Below are 16,248 nucleotides of genomic sequence, written 5' to 3'. Positions count from 1 at the left end.
TTTGCCGCCAGCTTCCTTCAGATTCCACTTCGCATTGGACACCCTTGCTCTTGGCTAGTGGTTGGCGATTACAAACCCCCACAGTGGACTTTCACCACCTAGTTAGTTACCATGCACGGCACACAATGCAAAAAGGCTGGAATTTATCCAGCCTTTGTGGGCAAATCTTTACCTGTTTCGAACCGATTTACAGAAGATGTGATTAAATTGGGCACTCTTTTCCAAGAAATTGAGTCAAAATTGGGTAATTTTCAAAATTTAGGATTAAGCAATAGTTTAATGAGTGACAATGCTTTTTCTGATGACCAAAAAGCAATTAAAAAATTTATTGAAATGCATGAAATGAAATATCAGAAAAAAGGAAAAGCGAGCAAAAAAAAGGGAAAGGGGTTGAAGAAAAAATGATTTTGAAAAACTAACGCAACTAGATTTAATTGAGTCTATAATGCGTCAAACTAAATATGGAGTGTAGACCGTCCCAGCATTTTGTGTCTTAGGCAATTTTGTTTGATGAAAAGGTTTTTTCTCATTAATAATTAATGACTTGAATACAGTAATAATGTATCCGTCCGAGGAAGTGCAAGCCCAACTGAGAATAAATTTTTCGTAAAGTTGCATCATGAAAAAGATAAGCAACAATGAGTATCGCGACCTGGTTAATAGGTGGCAGGAATCTGGGAAAAGTAAAGCCAGTTTTGCAGAGGCAGAAGGTATTTCAAGGACCACATTTTATTATTGGTGTAAGAAATTCAGTTTGAAAGAATCCACTCCAATAGATCAGTCATCATTTTCTGCGATTACACCACATCTTGATTTTCAAAGAGATGCAGCCGTAAGAATCAATTACCCTTCAGGAGTTAGTATTGAGTTCTTCGGTAAGGTTGATGTTGAGTCGATCAAAAAGCTTGTTTAATGCTTGCCCTTTCGAATTCAACCAGGTATTTTATGTATAAAGAGCCGACTGATATGCGCTTTGGTATCAACTCACTTGCTGGCTTGGTCCGCAACAAACTGGGCTTTGATCCAATGAATGGGGATGTTTTTGTTTTTATTGGTAAGCGATCAAACCAGGTCCGGATCCTTCAGTGGGACAAGGATGGTTTTGCCATGTATATCAAAAAGCTCGAAAAGGGTACTTTTGAACGTCCTATACTCTCTGGAAGCTCAATTACAAGTAGTCAATTAAGTCTTCTCTTACAGGGGGTAAGGCTTGAATCTGTGAGCTACAGAAAGCGCTATGATGCGTTAAAAAGAGCTTAAAATAAAGTGACTTTTTAAGTACAAAAACAGCCTCTAAATGTATCTAAAGCCATTTTTTTTAGTATCTTTATATCATGGAAAACGGGGAAAAAGACTACAAAAAACTGTACGAAGAAGCCCTGTTGACTATATCTGAAAAAGAAGAAACCCTGCTAAGAAAAGAAGAGATTATCTCAGATCAGCAGTTCGAACTCGATAAACTCCGCAGACATCTTTTTGGATTTAAGAGTGAGAAACGCACAAACAATGTAGGAGATGACCAGTTGGGACTTTTTGAACTTGGCACCACCAGATCAGTACAGGAAGAGCTTTCTGGATCAATAAATGTGACTGAAAAGCCAGCTCCAAAGAAAAGGGCGAAAGGTACAGGGCGTATGTCTCTTCCCGAAGAGCTTAGAAGAGAAGATGTGGTGATCGAGCCATCCGAATCGACAGCGGGCTGCGTGAGAATAGGAGAAGAAGTGACTGAAGTACTTGAGGTAGTTCCTGCATCATTCTATGTAAAGCGATATATCCGCCCTAAGTATGTCCGATCCAACGGTGAAGGCATCATTATCGGGGAGCTTCCTGACAGGGTGATAGAAAAAGGGATTCCATCCGAGTCGGTAATCGCCCAGATGACTGTTGACAAATACGTCTATGGGATGCCACTACACAGACAGATAGATAAATACTCCAAAATGGGTGTACGTATCCCAGCTTCGAGTGCATCGGATTGGATCATGAAAGGCTGGGATCATCTCAAACCACTTTGGGAACTGCTTCGGCTGATTGTGGTCAACCAAAAATATCTCCAGGTAGATGAAACACCGATAAAGGTTCAGGACAGGGACCATAAAAACAATATTCATCAAGGGTACATGTGGCTTTATCATTCCCCTGTGGACAGACTTGTATTATTCGATTACCAAAAAGGCAGGGATCAGTCTGGTCCCAAGAAAATGCTTGCGGACTTTAGGGGTATCATCCAAACTGATGGTTTTGCAGTCTATGATTCACTTTTTGGGAACCACCCAGATATCCATCTGACCTTCTGTATGGCTCATGCTCGAAGGAAGTTTGTGGATGCTGTAAAAGACGATGAAGTCCAGGCCAATTACGTACTGGACGAAATCCAGAAACTCTACCTTCTGGAAGCAAATATGCGAGATGAGGCAATGGACTGGCAGCAACGAACAGTATTAAGAAAGGAACATGCGGAGCCTGTATTGGAAAACCTTGGCAAATGGCTTGAGGAAAAACAGTATAGCTACAGACCTAAAAGTCCAATGGGACAAGCCATAGCTTACGCCCACAAAAGATGGGCTGGATTAAGTGCATACGCCTTGCACGGGCAGATGGAAATAGATAATAACTTAGTTGAAAATGCAGTAAGACCGTTAGCGGTCGGCAGAAAAGCATTTCTTTTTGCCGGATCACATCAAGCAGCCGAAATGGCAGCGGCAATGTACTCTTTCATGGCAAGCTGCAAAAAGAATAAAATTAACGAGTTTGATTGGCTCAAAGATGTGTTCGAAAGAATCCAAGCTCACAAGCAAAAAGATCTTTATCAACTACTCCCTTCAAACTGGGAACAGTACCGACCTAAATAAAATTATCCCATACAAGATGGGGTTGGTCGGATGGATACGTAATAATCATTAAAAGGAATTTGCAATTCTTAAAACAGTGCTACACTTCATCGTCTGATAATGTAATCAGAATATGATTTAAGTAGGTTATAAAATTGAAAAACCAAAAACCGCTCTTTTGATAACATATGTAACTTGACATGTTCTTAACTTTTTGAATTTTTGGAGTCTTACTTCTTATGCTTTACATCACCGGAATCTCATGTTTCCATATATTTTGAAGATTAAATTATTTTTCAAAAAACCCGAAAATTATCTAGACTGAAAATATTCTGCAGTCTGGTTTTTTATGTTTGTTAGAATTCACTTTATCAAATAAATGAAATATGGACTCTAAACATAAACTAATCCATCTACTTTTATTTTTGATCCTTGCCTCTTGCAAGCCCTGGTCCTCTGAGACGAATAATGCATTAGACCTAGCTGGTGAAAATAGAGAGGAATTAGAAAAGGTTCTAATTCATTATCGAGATATCAATCCTAACCCTTTAAAACTGAAGGCAGCGGAGTACCTGATTGCAAATATGCAGTATCAGTATTCTAAATTAGGTCCAGGTATAGATAGCCTAAATAGAAATTATGAATATGTATATGGAGTGTATAGGGAGAATAGGAATAGTGTGTTTAGGTCTGACTCTTTAAAAAATCAAAGAAGTGCAAAGATTTATGAAGAATTTGACCTATTGAACATGACATCAGATCAAATGATTGCTCTAATTGAATCTGCTTTTGAAACTTATTATCAATACGAATGGGCTCAATTTTATTCCTTTGAAATGTTTTGTGAATATATACTGCCTTATAAAATAGGTCATTCACAAAATATTGACTGGAGAAAGACTGTCAGGTCAAAGTTCGAGGCTATGGCAAATTATTCACCACTTATGGAAGAAGAAAATCTTCACGAAGCCGAATGGTTTACGGTCAATGACGCCAATAAAATTAAAATTGAGGCGGCCTCTGGAGGATATGTACATAACTTAGCCCAGGGCGTTTCAAAGGATCTTGAAATCACTTTTGATATAAAACAAACAGGCACCCAGCTTTTGGAAATATACTACTTCAATGGTCATAAAGATGGCATAAGCATAAAGGTGGCAATTGACGATATAGAATATGAAGAATTAATTTTTCCTTCCACAGGAGCTTGGGATAAGGTTGATAAGGATGTACCTCCCGTTCGAATTCATAAGGAACTGAAAAAAGGAAGTCATACCCTAAAGCTAATGGCAATAGAGAAATTCATTTATTTAGATTATGTAACTACACCAAGAAACTTAAGTCTAGAGATTTCAAATTCAAGACTTCAAGAAGGAAGGTATTACCTGAGCAATAAAACAGGTGAACTGAATATCGACCAAAGTGTATTAAAAAATGGCTACCTATTGCGAATTGATTCAAATCCAACGAAAAGATCCCCAATTGAAATTATTGAGTCTGGTCAGAATTTTCATCAAATTGTTTTAGGAGGAGAAAATGGTCAATTTATAATTGACGCCGCAGCTACCCCGTCCAGTGACTTTGTACAGACTTATACAAATCATAGAGGAAATAACCAAACTTGGATATTTTACCCAATGGAAAATGGCGGGTATCAGATTCGAAATAAAAGTACAAATAATATCCTAGCTTATAATGAAAAAAACAATGAATTGATACAATTGCCTTTAAGTGAGATGCAGGAAAAATTCATTTGGAACTTAGAAAAGGTTGAAGAAGATACCTCTTCATCTCAAAGAGATCCCTCCAACATGATACTCCGAAAAGCACGACAAATCAGCAAAGTCACGGATGAGTTTCATTGGTCAGGAACTGTTGTGAGTATTGGTTCCATATCGAATGACCACTTGTTATCATATGCTTATGGTACTTGTGTAGAGGAGACAAATTTTCAAACTATGCTTTTGCGGTCTATGGGTATTGCTTGCGCAGTGGATTTTGTCTTCAACTATCCCGAGAGGAATGCAGGACATAGCTGGAGCGTAATTTTTGATGCTGAAGGAAATACCATTCAGAACAATTGCCATAATCCAGTTGGAGCAGGTACATGGGTAGATGTGTTTGCAAAGGGGAAGGTTTATAGAAATACAAATACAATCAACAAGGAAAGCTTGTTTATAAATAACAATGGAAAGGAATCTATTCCTCAAGAATTTATAAATCCTTACTTTATTGATGTGACACCAGAGTATTGTGAAGTAAAGGATATCGAAGTAGCTATTTCTTCCGAACTAACGACTTTAGATAACAGGTATGGCTATTTAATGGTATTTAACAATAAGCAATGGGTAGTGACAGCATGGGGTGAAAAGACACGTGGAGGTAAAGTAAAGTTCAAAAACCTGGAAACAAGGGGTATGTACCTTCCTGCATTTTATAATAATGGAAGGTTTGAGGCATTCAATACTCCGTTCTATTTTGATTCTCTAGGCAATACCCATCCTGTCAAAGTCTCTGAAAACAAAGAAATGAACCTTGTCCTCAAAAGGAAGTTCCCAAACAGACAAGTCAATGAGACACATCACAAGCTCATTCTTGGAGGAGAGTTTCAGGCCGCAAATTCAAGGGACTTCAAAGACGCAGTTGTACTTGGGACGATTGAGGATGATATGCTCGATCCTGTTTTTCATACTTTTGAAGTAGATATAAAGGGGGAATTCAAGTATTTCCGGTATAAAGGTCCTGAAGGTGGACATTGTAACATCAGTGAGCTTGATTTTTTTGATAAGGAAGGTATGCCAATCAAAGGGACAATTATAGGAACAGAAGGTAGCTTTGAAGGAAGTGAAAGAACGAGAGAGAAAGCCTTTGATGGGGATGTGTTAACCTATTTTGATGCACCAGATCCAACAGGAGGATGGGTTGGGATCGCATCGGAATCTCCAAAAGAGATAGGAAGTGTCCGCTTTGCTGCACGTAATGATGGCAATATGGTTGAGCCGAAGGATGAGTACGAGTTACTTTATTGGTCTGGTAGAGACTGGACAAGTCTGGGCGTTCAGATCGCGGCTACAGATTCCTTAGTCTACAGTAAGGTACCTGAAAATGGTCTCTACGTATTAAAGAACCATACCAAAGGATGGGAAGAGAGAATTTTCACTTTGGATGATCATAAGCAACAGGTATGGTGGTAGAAATTAAATTAAAGATTTTCTAAAAAAATCAGAGAAATTTTCACACTGCAGATTTTTTTCAGTTTGAGCGTTTAGTATTGATATATCATTACGTTCATAAGTATAGATTACAAAATGAATATATTAAGTGTTAAATGGTCAATTGCTTTGATCAAGCAAGTCAACTTAACCAATACTGTCGCAATGGTATTGCTATTTGTTGTATTAGCTTTACTTCCTCTATCTTATAATAAAGAATTGTTTTATGAAACAGAATCAATTAAAACAATACATTTTTTGATTTTATTAATCCCATTATCAATAGTTGCATTCTTGAAACATATCCAGAGGAATAGTAATACAAAATTGACAAAAATTGATTTGACCTTTGGTTTGTTCATTTTCTACCTTTTGATCAATAAAAAATTGATGGGAGATACTCCAATATTTTCCATTCAATATGTAGAGTTAATTAGTTTAGGGTTTTATTATTTGTTTATCAGACTACTGGGTGATGAATTGAGGCACAAAGCACTACTTTTCATAATAATTGGAGGGTTTATTCAGGCTTTATATGGACAAGCTCAAATTTTGGGTTTGGTAAGCTCCAATCATTCGCTTTTTAAGGTCACAGGAGGTTTTTTTAATCCAGGACCACTTGCAGGGTACTTATTAAGTTCAATTATTTTGATCCTTTGGCTGATAATTAATAAAGAGAACTTTAAGCGCAATTTGGGAATAGCAAGCAAATCAATTCCAGACTATACGTTTGGTTTATTTTTGATTATCCTTTTTATGATAGCAATACTAATTTCGACCCACTCTAGGGCAGGCATCTTTTCTATTTTTACCATAGGATTAATTATGTTTTACCAAAAGCAATCATGTGACCATTTATTTAAGAGATTAAAAAACAAGAAAACATTTACTGGAATAGTTCTCTTCTCATTTTTAAGTATAGTAGCCCTAGTTTCACTTTACTTTTTCAATCTTAATTCAGCAGACGGACGATTTTTAATTTGGAAAGTTTCCAAAAGTATGATTTCGGATAACATACTTTTCGGGGTAGGATTTGACAACTTTAGGGCCTACTACATGAATGCACAGGCATTATTCTTTGAAGCAAACCCAACAAGTAAGTTTTCCTGGGTCGCTGATGATGTTGAGTATGGCTTCAATGAGCCTTTAACGTATGTAGTTGAACAAGGAATGATTGGGGCAGTAATCGTCTCCACATTATTTTATCAAGTTATAAATACGCCAAATCTCCAATTCAATCAAGCTGTAAAGCTATCCCTTTTGGGAATACTTATATTCTCTCTTTTTTCCTACCCATTACAAATCCTTCCTGTCAAATTAAATGTTGTGACCTTTATTGCTGTTTTAGCATTTGACTCTAAAGAAGTCTTTCTTCAATTTGAAAGAACAAAGCAGTCTAAGCCGATTAGTCACTTAACCACCTCATTGTTATTAATTGCAATTCAATTTTCAATATTTTTTCATATAGATCATAGTCGATTTATAGCAAACAATTACAAAAAATGGAAAATAGCCTTTTCAGCATATCAAGGAGGAGATTTACACCATAGCATAACTACTTTTGAATCTATTCCAAAAATTCTCTTAACTGATTCAAAGCTTTTATTGCCATATGCTAAAGCGTTAGAAAGAACTAATGAAAACCAGAAGTCTAATTTGTATTTACAAATGGCAATGATAAATGGAAACAATAGTCTAGTGATGAACTCCCTAGGGAAAAGCTATCAAAATTTAGGAATGTATGAATTAGCTGAAGAATCATACATGATAGCTGAAAATATGATTCCTCATAAGTTATATCCCAAATACCAAAGATTTTTGTTGTACGAGGAATTAGGGCAAGATTCTTTAGCTAAAAACTTAGCCATAAAAATCATGCAAATGCCCGTTAAAATAGAATCACCAGCAAGTGTGGAAATAAAAGAAAAAGTCGAGAAATGGTTGGCAGAAGTCAATTAGAAGTTTAATAAAAAGTTAAAAAATATGGAAACTAGATGTAAAACCAGAATGGAATTAGCTAATGAATATGGCGTTGATAGAAAAACATTTCGAAGAATGCTAGAAAGAGTTGGGGTAAATTTAACTTCCGGACTAGTAACACCTACAGAGCAATCACTGATTTTTGAAAAACTGGGAATCCCTGAAAAAATGAAGAAGAGGATACTCAAAATTCCCCATTAATACCCATTATGCCCCATTTAAATTATATTAAACATCGTATTTTTACAGAAACAAACCTTTAACTAAAACAAAAAAGAAATGAAAAATTATCTAAAAACAAGTAAGTGGCTGCGTTGGGTGGCTGCTGGAGCATTCAGTTTAATGCTGGTATTGAACATTATGGTCAGTTTGGAATTTGAAAAAGGCAAATTACTTCCATCAATTACTCTGACAGAATTGGGAAATAATGCTATGGCTCAGGGTGAAACAGGTAGCTCAGGAAGTCCTCATTGCGGACCATTATATGGAAACCAAAGCGGAACTCTATATTGCTGTGGTAACACGAATTCTGATCATTGTTATGCAGACCATTGTTAATAATTCAAAAATTGACAGGAACTAAAGTTCCTGTCAATTTTTGAATTACTATATATAATTGATTATCAAACATAAGTTAAAGAAAGTCATGAAAAAATATTTTTATTCGCTGTTTATTTTGTTTTTTTCTTACTGTACAACAAATAAAGAATTTGAAGTTGATGCTAATACAAAGTTATTGGAGATAAATCCATCAACTGCTAAACACATCATGCTATCTGAATTATTTGAAGATGTGGAATTTATAAAGTTAGAAACCAAGGAAGACTTTCTTATTTCACAAATAGAAAAAATCGAATATTTTAACAATATGTACTTTGTACTATCAGGAGGAGTAATTTTTATTTTTGACCAAGTGGGAGAAATCGTTTCAAAAATTGATAATAAAGGCAAAGGTCCAGAGGAATATCAAACAATTTGGGATATGTATATCGATAGGGATAACAATACAATTGAGTTACTTGATACCCCTAGTGCTAAAATCCTAACTTATGACTTTGAAGGTAATCTTAAAGATATTTGGCGACATGGGCTCATTGCAGAATCATTCACAAAGGCAGATAGTGATAAGTACCTTTTTTACTGTGGAAACAATTTCAACGATAAAGTTTCTCAGAAATTGGTAATAAAATCAAAATCAAACAATAAAATATTGAATTCATTTATAGAAATAGACAAGAAGCACGCAAAGTTTTTGCATTTTAAAAACAATAGAAGATTTGCACATACCAGTAAAAGTATCTCAATAGTTGAGGTTTTTGAAAATGTCGTTTATAAATACCAGAACAATGAATTAAGTAAAAAATACTCCGTTGATTTTGGCAAAAATAATATTTCAAAGGAATTTTTGAATCAGGATTTTGATAATGCTATGTTCTTTGCAAAAGAAGCAAGATTAAATGAATTTGCTTTTTTAATTCATTCCTTTTTTGAAAGTGACGATTATTTGTTTTTTGCTTATGAATTTGGAGAAAAAGTCCAGTTTGTCTTTTATAATAAGATTAAGGGTTCAATTTTAAACGTTAAAGGTTTATCTGACGATCTATTCTTTTATGAAAAGAATGAAATCTCTGAAATAAGAGAGTTTTTACCATTGGCACAAAGTGAAGAGAAGTTTATAATTGCAATTGAGCCTTCAACTTTCTTAGATATGTTTAACAAAAGCAACAATGTTACAAATGAAAGTCCTAATATTCTAAACCTTGTAAAATCAATAGAATACTATGAAAATCCAATATTACTGATTTGTAAACCAAAAATATAAACATTTTTTTATGAAAAAGGAACATTTGTTATTAGTAATTGTTGTTATTCTAATTACTATCCTGGTAATTAATCACAAAGAATCTACTAGATATAAAGGCCAGATTGAAAGTCAATTGAAAGTAATTAAGGATCTAAGTGATGAAAAAAACAATATAGTTTATGTGTTTTCTAAAACTTTTAAGATTAACAATTTTTCTGTAAACAAGAATACTACAATAAAGGACAAGAATAATAATGCTGTTAGTTTTAGAGATCTATTAGATTCTGTACCTACTTTAATACTTTATATGCCAAAATCAATTTGTAACTACTGTTTTGATAACTTATTCGTACAGCTAGGAAAAATAATTGAAAGCTATCCATGTATTAAAATTATAACCATATGTCCTCATGAAAGATTTCGTGAGACGTCGGTTTTTCTAAATCAGTATAAAATGGTATCTGAAGTTTACTCTATAAGTTCAAAGGAAAATTTTATTAATGAAGATTTACTACCAGTATTGTTTTTTGTTGATTCTTCTATGGTTTTACGGGATTCTTTCATACCAGATCAATATAATTTTAAATTTACTGAAAATTATATTGAAAGTGTTTTAGAAAAATTATCAAAATTTAATCAGTAAAGTTAGTATTATTTTAACAGGAACAAATATGATTTTTTTTACCCAATTGAAAGTTGTGAATTAGAAACACTGAAAAGAGTATGTTTTTCGGACAAAATTTAATTCTCTCCCCTTCTGGGGGTGTGTATCCATCGACCAATCTGTGGAAACAGGACAACTCTTAAAAGGAAAAAAGATTTCCTTATTTTGAATCCCTCTATGAAACCTATTAAAGAATCTATCAAATCTAAAATTGTTGATCTTATAGATCAGGAAAACGATAAAATGGCTAAGGCTAGAAAATTGCTTTTAAACGAATCCATAACCCCTGAAGATTATAAGGAAATGAAACGAGATTGTGAAGCTGAAATAACCAGTCTAGAAATAGAGTTGGCTAAGGTTGCACCACCACTTGACCTGCAACCTATTAAGTTTTTGGATAGTGTTCTGAAAATGGCTTCAAATATTGATAATCTGTATGTTACAGCTAATGTGGAGTTAAAAAGGCGTATAGTTGGTTCGATCTATCCCAAAAATTGGTGTTTTGACGGAACACAACATCGAACCACTTTAGTCAATGAAGCACTTCGAAGTTTCTACCTGATTAACAGCATGTTAGAGTCTAAAAAAATAAGTCCAAAGTCGAAATTTTCGACTTTGGACAGTGTGGTGGGCCCACCTGGGCTCGAACCAGGGACCTCCTGATTATGAGTCAGAAGCTCTAACCAACTGAGCTATAGGCCCTATTTGTTTATTCTTTTTATAACCTCCTGCCACGATATTCCGGAAGCTTTCGGGAGAGTCAGAAGCTATAAACAACTGAGTCTCGATTACTATCGGGAACCTGCTGCTTTTCGATAAGAAAATTAAAAATGGATTGATGAAAATTTCAAATCACATTAACCTTGCAAATCGGAGTGCAATGTTACATATTTGAATTTAAATTTACAACTTGATCGACCATGAAAAAACTTGAAAATGTAGATTTTTTACTCTTTGATTTGGGAAATGTAATCATCAATATAGATTACAGCTTTACTATCAATGAATTAACAAAAAGACTCCCAAAAGAAAAACATAACTTGACATCAGATTTTTTTCCGGCAAAATTTCACAAAGACTATGAAAAAGGCTTGATCTCAACATTGGAGTTTAGAGATGCTGTCAAAAATCATTTTCAAGAGTCTTGGGAAGATACTGAAATTGATTACCTGTGGAACAGTTTGCTCAAAGATATCCCAAATGAAAGAATTGAATTAATAAAGCAATTGGGGGAACATTATGGCTTAGCTGTATTGAGCAATACCAATGAGTTGCACATCGACGCTGTCAATGAACTCTTGAAAAAGCAATTTGGAGCTTCTTCTCTCCATGATATTTTTGATGAAGTGTATTTCAGTCATGAACTACAATTGGCAAAACCTGACCCTAATATTTACCTGAAGGTTTCGGAATTATTAGTCACCCCACCTGACAATATTCTTTTCTTTGATGATTTGATAGAAAATATAGAAAGTGCAAAAAATATAGGTTATCAAACACACCACGTAACTCATCCTCAAGCATTAATCAGCTATTTTGAAAATGTACAGCACTAAAGAATACATTCGCCATTTAGTATTATTTATTTTAACCTTGATATGTACCACCTTTGCAGGGGGGGAATGGCTATATGGTAGAAGTATTCTAGGAGATGGAGAACAATTTTTGAATTGGGAATATTTTCTAAAATCCCTACATTTTTCAATCCCATTTATTGGTATACTTCTGATTCATGAGCTTGGGCATTGGTACACATCTATGAGATATGGAATCAAGTCCTCACTACCCTATTTCATTCCAGCTTGGTTTGGGTTCCTAGGCACTCCTTCTTTAGGTACATTTGGTGCGGTGATTCGAATTAAGAGTTTTATAAATAGTCGAAAAAAGTTTTTCGATATAGGTGTAGCAGGACCTTTAGCGGGTTTTGTACTTACTTTGGGTGTCTTAATTTATGGGTTTACACATTTACCTGATGCTGATTACATTTATGAAATTCATCCAGAATATTTAGATCCAAACTTTGAAGGACATAATGTTGAAGATGGCTATATGAGTATAGAAATAGGTTATAATTTATTATTTTATGCCTTAGAAAAAGCCTTGGCAGACCCCGAAAAAATGCCAGTCATGTCCGAAATCATTCATTTCCCTTACCTTTTTGCGGGGTATTTAGCACTATTTTTCACAGCACTCAACTTACTACCTATTGGTCAGCTTGATGGCGGGCATGTAATTTTTGGTCTGTTTCCCAAGCATCATTTTAAAGTTTCCTTGGCAGCCTACACCGTATTCATCTCATATGCAGGTTTGGGAGTCATCAATCCATTCGATAATATAGACACCTTGATGTGGACCATTCCACTGTATATCGGGTTTCTATATTTTTGCTTCAAAAAAGCACCTCTTTCAACTCAAAACAAATGGGCTATTGTCATGAGTATAGCCGCCTTTCAATATTCACTAATTTCAATTTTCCCAATGATCGAAGGATATTCAGGGTGGTTGTTTTTTGCTTTTCTACTTGGAAGAGTAATGGGAATTCAGCATCCTGAGGTATTAGGTTTGAAGCCTCTAAATAAGGGGAGGAAAATAATCGCATGGATCACTATCTTGATTTTTATCCTGTGTTTTACGCCACAACCATTTCAAATTGGTGTATAATTTAATAATACTACCGTTGACTAAAAAAACATTAAACCCTACATCCTAATAACCGATGGACATTGACGAAATTCTCGATTCAGTTTCCCTTATACATGAAGATCCAAAAGCAATTTTGAAGTCTTACACAAAGGAAGTGAATTTCCCTAAAGGTCATTTACTCTTACATGCTCAGAAATGTGAGAAGAGTATTTACTTTATCAAAAAAGGAATCGTTCGAGCATATTCGAACACAGCAGAAAATGAGGTAACTTTTTGGTTTGGGAAAGAAGGTGATGCGGTGATTTCTATGAAAAGTTACATTGCAAATCAGCCTGGCTATGAAAACATAGAGCTATTAGAGAATTCATGTTTTTATGAAATGAATAATACCGAACTTCAAAAACTCTACAACGAACATATTGAAATAGCCAATTGGGGAAGAAAATTTGCTGAAAATGAGCTTTTAAAAACAGAAGAACGACTTATATCAAGGCAATTCCGGACAGCCTCTGAAAGATATGATGAATTGTTAAAGAATCATCCGCATCTTGTCCAGAGAGTTCAATTAAGTCATATTGCTTCATATTTAGGAATTACTCAAGTAAGTTTAAGTAGAATAAGAGCTGCGAAAAACTAATCTCATTATTTAACATTTGTAAAATTTTCTTTGTCCTTAGATATCGATCTTTGTGGTGCAATCAATCATCAATTCCAAAATGAAAAATTAGCAGCTTTAAACTGTTTTATTTCTCTAGGATTAGAAAATTAACAAAATCACATGAATTGGATCATATTAATCATCGCAGGTTTATTTGAAGTGCTATTTGCATTTTGTTTGGGAAAAGGAAGACAGTCCATAGGGAGTGAAATGTATCTGTGGTATGCAGGTTTTGTAGTCGCTCTGACAATAAGCATGATTTTACTTATCAAAGTTACTCAAACATTGCCATTGGGGACTGCCTATGCTGTTTGGACAGGAATTGGAGCAGTTGGAACAGTCTTAGTAGGAATCTTTGTATTTAAAGAACCAGTAACCTTTCTTCGGCTTTTCTTCATCCTAACGCTGATAGGCTCAATAGTTGGGTTAAAAGCTGTTTCGACACATTGACAGCCTGTTTTTCAGAAAGTTGTCTATGTGAAATATTTCTGCAGTACTAAAACGACACCTTAATTTCTGTCTTCGCAATCAAAACTGTACTCCTCTCTCCTCGGTTTGTGTCACCACAAATCGATACTACCTCCCCTTCCCTAGGTTTGTGTCTTCACAAACCTATACTGTCTCCAAAAACCAAAACTCACTTAACTCAAGCCTAAACTTCACAAAATCCCAAATTAATCATACCTTTAGTAATTATCCAAAACCCGCAAGAGAATGTTGTAATCGATTGATTTATAGTAACAATAGACATTTCAGGTTTCACTCGGATATTGTTAATAACCGAGTGATAATCAAAAAAAACTAAATGGTCTGCGGGTTTTAGTAATTAGCTATATCTACAAATAACATACAATAAGCTCAATTGACAATTAAAAACATGCCAACCTATATATCTATATTGAGAGGAATCAATGTCAGCGGAAAGAACCTTATCAAAATGGATTCCCTGAAAAAATTGTTTCTTAGAATTAACTTTGAAAACATTCAGACATACCTTCAAAGCGGAAACGTTATTTTCAACACAAACCAAGAAGATATTAAGGTTTTGGAAACTAGCATTTCTAATGAGATAAAAACCGAATTTGGATACGAAGTTCCTGTTATTGTTATATCAATTGATGAATTATCAGACATCATATCCAAGAACCCCTTTGCAAAGATAATGGATAACTCATTCCTACATGTCACCTTTTTAGCCTATGAACCAGAGAACTTCGAGATAGCTTTATTAACTGAAAAACTTGAAGCAGATGAAGCCCTTATTCAATATAGAAGAACCATTTTTCTCTATTTGCCCAATGGTTATGGTAAAACAAAGTTGAATAACAACTTTATAGAAAACAAACTAAAAATCACAGCCACCACTAGAAATTGGAAAACAACAAACGAAATCTTAAAAATCGCTAAAGAAAAATCTATATAATCATCCCCTTGGTTTGTGTCATCACAAACCTGAACTGATCTGTCCCATTTTGCAAAAATCCTTCCCTCAGTTTGTGTCCTCACGAACCGAAACGAAATGTTTTGTAGGAGCACAGAACATGGGGATGGATAACAAACTCAAGAGTATTCTTACCTAGCAATCTTGAACCTAATCATATTTTTCTATATTTGATTCTTCGAAAACTTGGAATCGATACATGAAGCATATACTACTGATTTGCCTAACCATCCTAATGGCAAGTTCTTGCATCAGCAACAAACGTATTACTTACCTCCAAAACTTACCAGGTAACCCAGAGATCAATTTGGATGAGTTCATACCCTATGCTGAAGTTCAATACAAATATATTCTTCAGCCATTTGACATTGTAGATATTGACTTTGCAAGTGCTAGCCCAGAATTGACAGAGGTATTTGAATTTCAAGGTGCGAGAAATATGAGAGGAGGAATGATGGGAGGCGCTGGTAACGGTGATTTATTTTACTTTACAGGTTATTCTATTGATGAATCTGGCAAAGTAGAACTACCTAAACTTGGGAAAATTAAAATAAGTGGACTCACCGAAGAAGAAGCAAAAGATACGATTCAAGAAGCCATTAATACTTACTTCAAAGAGGATGTCTATGTGAAGCTAAGAATGGCAGGAATCAGGTATACTACCTTGGGAGAATTTGGTTCATCTGGTACAAAAGTAATCCTTCGCAATAGAGCGACAATATTTGATGCACTTGCTGCCTCTGGTGAATCCAACATCCTAGCTAAACGCAATAGGCTGTTTATCATAAGGCAATATGATGGAGGAACAAAAATCCACCAAATCAACTTGCACGATAGAGCATTATTAGCATCACCTTTTTATTTTATTCAAAACAACGACATTCTCTATTTGGAGCCTATGAAAATCAGACAATTTGGAAACGCTGACAACCTATCATCTAGCTTACAGTTGTTTGGGACTTTTCTCGCTTCTGGTTTATTAATTTTTGGATTGTTAAGAGGTAATTTCTGATAA

17 protein-coding genes and 1 tRNA gene are annotated in these 16,248 nt (G+C 34.9%); 17 read left to right on the top strand and 1 reads right to left on the bottom strand.

Annotation, left to right across the window (positions count from 1 at the left end; translation table 11 throughout):
* The first annotated feature begins 111 nt into the window (after nucleotides 1-111).
* The 11 genes from MM239_RS12670 to MM239_RS12620 all read left to right on the top strand — a co-directional run bounded on the left by MM239_RS12670 (nucleotide 112) and on the right by MM239_RS12620 (nucleotide 11,154).
* Nucleotides 112-405, top strand: coding sequence for a hypothetical protein (locus MM239_RS12670; RefSeq protein WP_241348616.1), 294 nt, complete (start codon nucleotides 112-114; stop codon nucleotides 403-405).
* A 214-nt stretch (nucleotides 406-619) separates the two neighbouring features.
* Nucleotides 620-913 carry an IS66 family insertion sequence element accessory protein TnpA gene (gene tnpA, locus MM239_RS12665; RefSeq protein ID WP_241348615.1) on the top strand — a complete coding sequence of 98 codons (294 nt, stop codon included), beginning with the start codon at nucleotides 620-622 and terminating at the stop codon, nucleotides 911-913.
* A 32-nt stretch (nucleotides 914-945) separates the two neighbouring features.
* The gene (gene tnpB / locus MM239_RS12660; RefSeq protein ID WP_241348614.1) at nucleotides 946-1,260 is read left to right on the top strand and encodes an IS66 family insertion sequence element accessory protein TnpB; all 315 of its coding nucleotides are present in this window, start codon (nucleotides 946-948) and stop codon (nucleotides 1,258-1,260) included.
* 74 nt (nucleotides 1,261-1,334) lie between these two features.
* Complete coding sequence (gene tnpC, locus MM239_RS12655; protein ID WP_241348613.1) at nucleotides 1,335-2,852, top strand: IS66 family transposase; 1,518 nt, start codon at nucleotides 1,335-1,337, stop codon at nucleotides 2,850-2,852.
* A gap of 365 nt (nucleotides 2,853-3,217) precedes the next feature.
* The gene (locus MM239_RS12650; RefSeq protein ID WP_241348612.1) at nucleotides 3,218-6,025 is read left to right on the top strand and encodes a hypothetical protein; all 2,808 of its coding nucleotides are present in this window, start codon (nucleotides 3,218-3,220) and stop codon (nucleotides 6,023-6,025) included.
* A 114-nt stretch (nucleotides 6,026-6,139) separates the two neighbouring features.
* Complete coding sequence (locus tag MM239_RS12645) at nucleotides 6,140-8,002, top strand: O-antigen ligase family protein (protein ID WP_241348611.1); 1,863 nt, start codon at nucleotides 6,140-6,142, stop codon at nucleotides 8,000-8,002.
* A 24-nt stretch (nucleotides 8,003-8,026) separates the two neighbouring features.
* A complete protein-coding gene (locus MM239_RS12640; protein WP_241348610.1) occupies nucleotides 8,027-8,224 on the top strand; it encodes a hypothetical protein in 198 nt (65 codons plus the stop codon).
* A 78-nt stretch (nucleotides 8,225-8,302) separates the two neighbouring features.
* Nucleotides 8,303-8,581, top strand: a complete 279-nt coding sequence (locus MM239_RS12635; protein WP_241348609.1) for a hypothetical protein — start codon at nucleotides 8,303-8,305, stop codon at nucleotides 8,579-8,581.
* Between the two features lie 88 nt (nucleotides 8,582-8,669).
* Complete coding sequence (locus MM239_RS12630) at nucleotides 8,670-9,845, top strand: 6-bladed beta-propeller (protein ID WP_241348608.1); 1,176 nt, start codon at nucleotides 8,670-8,672, stop codon at nucleotides 9,843-9,845.
* Between the two features lie 10 nt (nucleotides 9,846-9,855).
* Nucleotides 9,856-10,470 (top strand): hypothetical protein, encoded by a 615-nt coding sequence (locus MM239_RS12625; protein ID WP_241348607.1) that lies wholly within the window; start codon nucleotides 9,856-9,858, stop codon nucleotides 10,468-10,470.
* A 198-nt stretch (nucleotides 10,471-10,668) separates the two neighbouring features.
* Entirely contained in the window at nucleotides 10,669-11,154 is a 486-nt protein-coding gene (locus MM239_RS12620; protein WP_241348606.1) for a hypothetical protein, read from the top strand.
* On the opposite strand, the gene MM239_RS12615 is transcribed toward MM239_RS12620, so the two are convergent.
* Nucleotides 11,117-11,193: transfer RNA gene (locus MM239_RS12615), tRNA-Ile, on the bottom strand. The genes MM239_RS12620 and MM239_RS12615 overlap by 38 nt on opposite strands.
* Nucleotides 11,194-11,411: 218 nt before the next feature.
* On the opposite strand from MM239_RS12615, the gene MM239_RS12610 reads away from it, so the two are divergent.
* The 6 genes from MM239_RS12610 to MM239_RS12585 all read left to right on the top strand — a co-directional run bounded on the left by MM239_RS12610 (nucleotide 11,412) and on the right by MM239_RS12585 (nucleotide 16,245).
* The gene (locus tag MM239_RS12610; protein WP_241348605.1) at nucleotides 11,412-12,047 is read left to right on the top strand and encodes an HAD family hydrolase; all 636 of its coding nucleotides are present in this window, start codon (nucleotides 11,412-11,414) and stop codon (nucleotides 12,045-12,047) included.
* Nucleotides 12,034-13,152, top strand: coding sequence for a site-2 protease family protein (locus MM239_RS12605; RefSeq protein ID WP_241348604.1), 1,119 nt, complete (start codon nucleotides 12,034-12,036; stop codon nucleotides 13,150-13,152). Before MM239_RS12610 ends, MM239_RS12605 begins: the two co-directional genes overlap by 14 nt.
* 55 nt (nucleotides 13,153-13,207) lie before the next feature.
* Nucleotides 13,208-13,771, top strand: a complete 564-nt coding sequence (locus MM239_RS12600) for a Crp/Fnr family transcriptional regulator (RefSeq protein WP_241348603.1) — start codon at nucleotides 13,208-13,210, stop codon at nucleotides 13,769-13,771.
* Nucleotides 13,772-13,912: 141 nt separating this feature from the next.
* Nucleotides 13,913-14,242, top strand: a complete 330-nt coding sequence (locus MM239_RS12595; RefSeq protein WP_241348602.1) for a DMT family transporter — start codon at nucleotides 13,913-13,915, stop codon at nucleotides 14,240-14,242.
* Between the two features lie 427 nt (nucleotides 14,243-14,669).
* A complete protein-coding gene (locus MM239_RS12590; protein ID WP_241348601.1) occupies nucleotides 14,670-15,215 on the top strand; it encodes a DUF1697 domain-containing protein in 546 nt (181 codons plus the stop codon).
* A 217-nt stretch (nucleotides 15,216-15,432) separates the two neighbouring features.
* Entirely contained in the window at nucleotides 15,433-16,245 is an 813-nt protein-coding gene (locus MM239_RS12585) for a polysaccharide biosynthesis/export family protein (protein ID WP_241348600.1), read from the top strand.
* Nucleotides 16,246-16,248: the final 3 nt, after the last annotated feature.

It is taken from the genome of Belliella filtrata (assembly GCF_022549775.1).
Classification (GTDB): domain Bacteria; phylum Bacteroidota; class Bacteroidia; order Cytophagales; family Cyclobacteriaceae; genus Belliella; species Belliella filtrata.
This window is presented reverse-complemented; position numbering and strand designations above follow the sequence as displayed.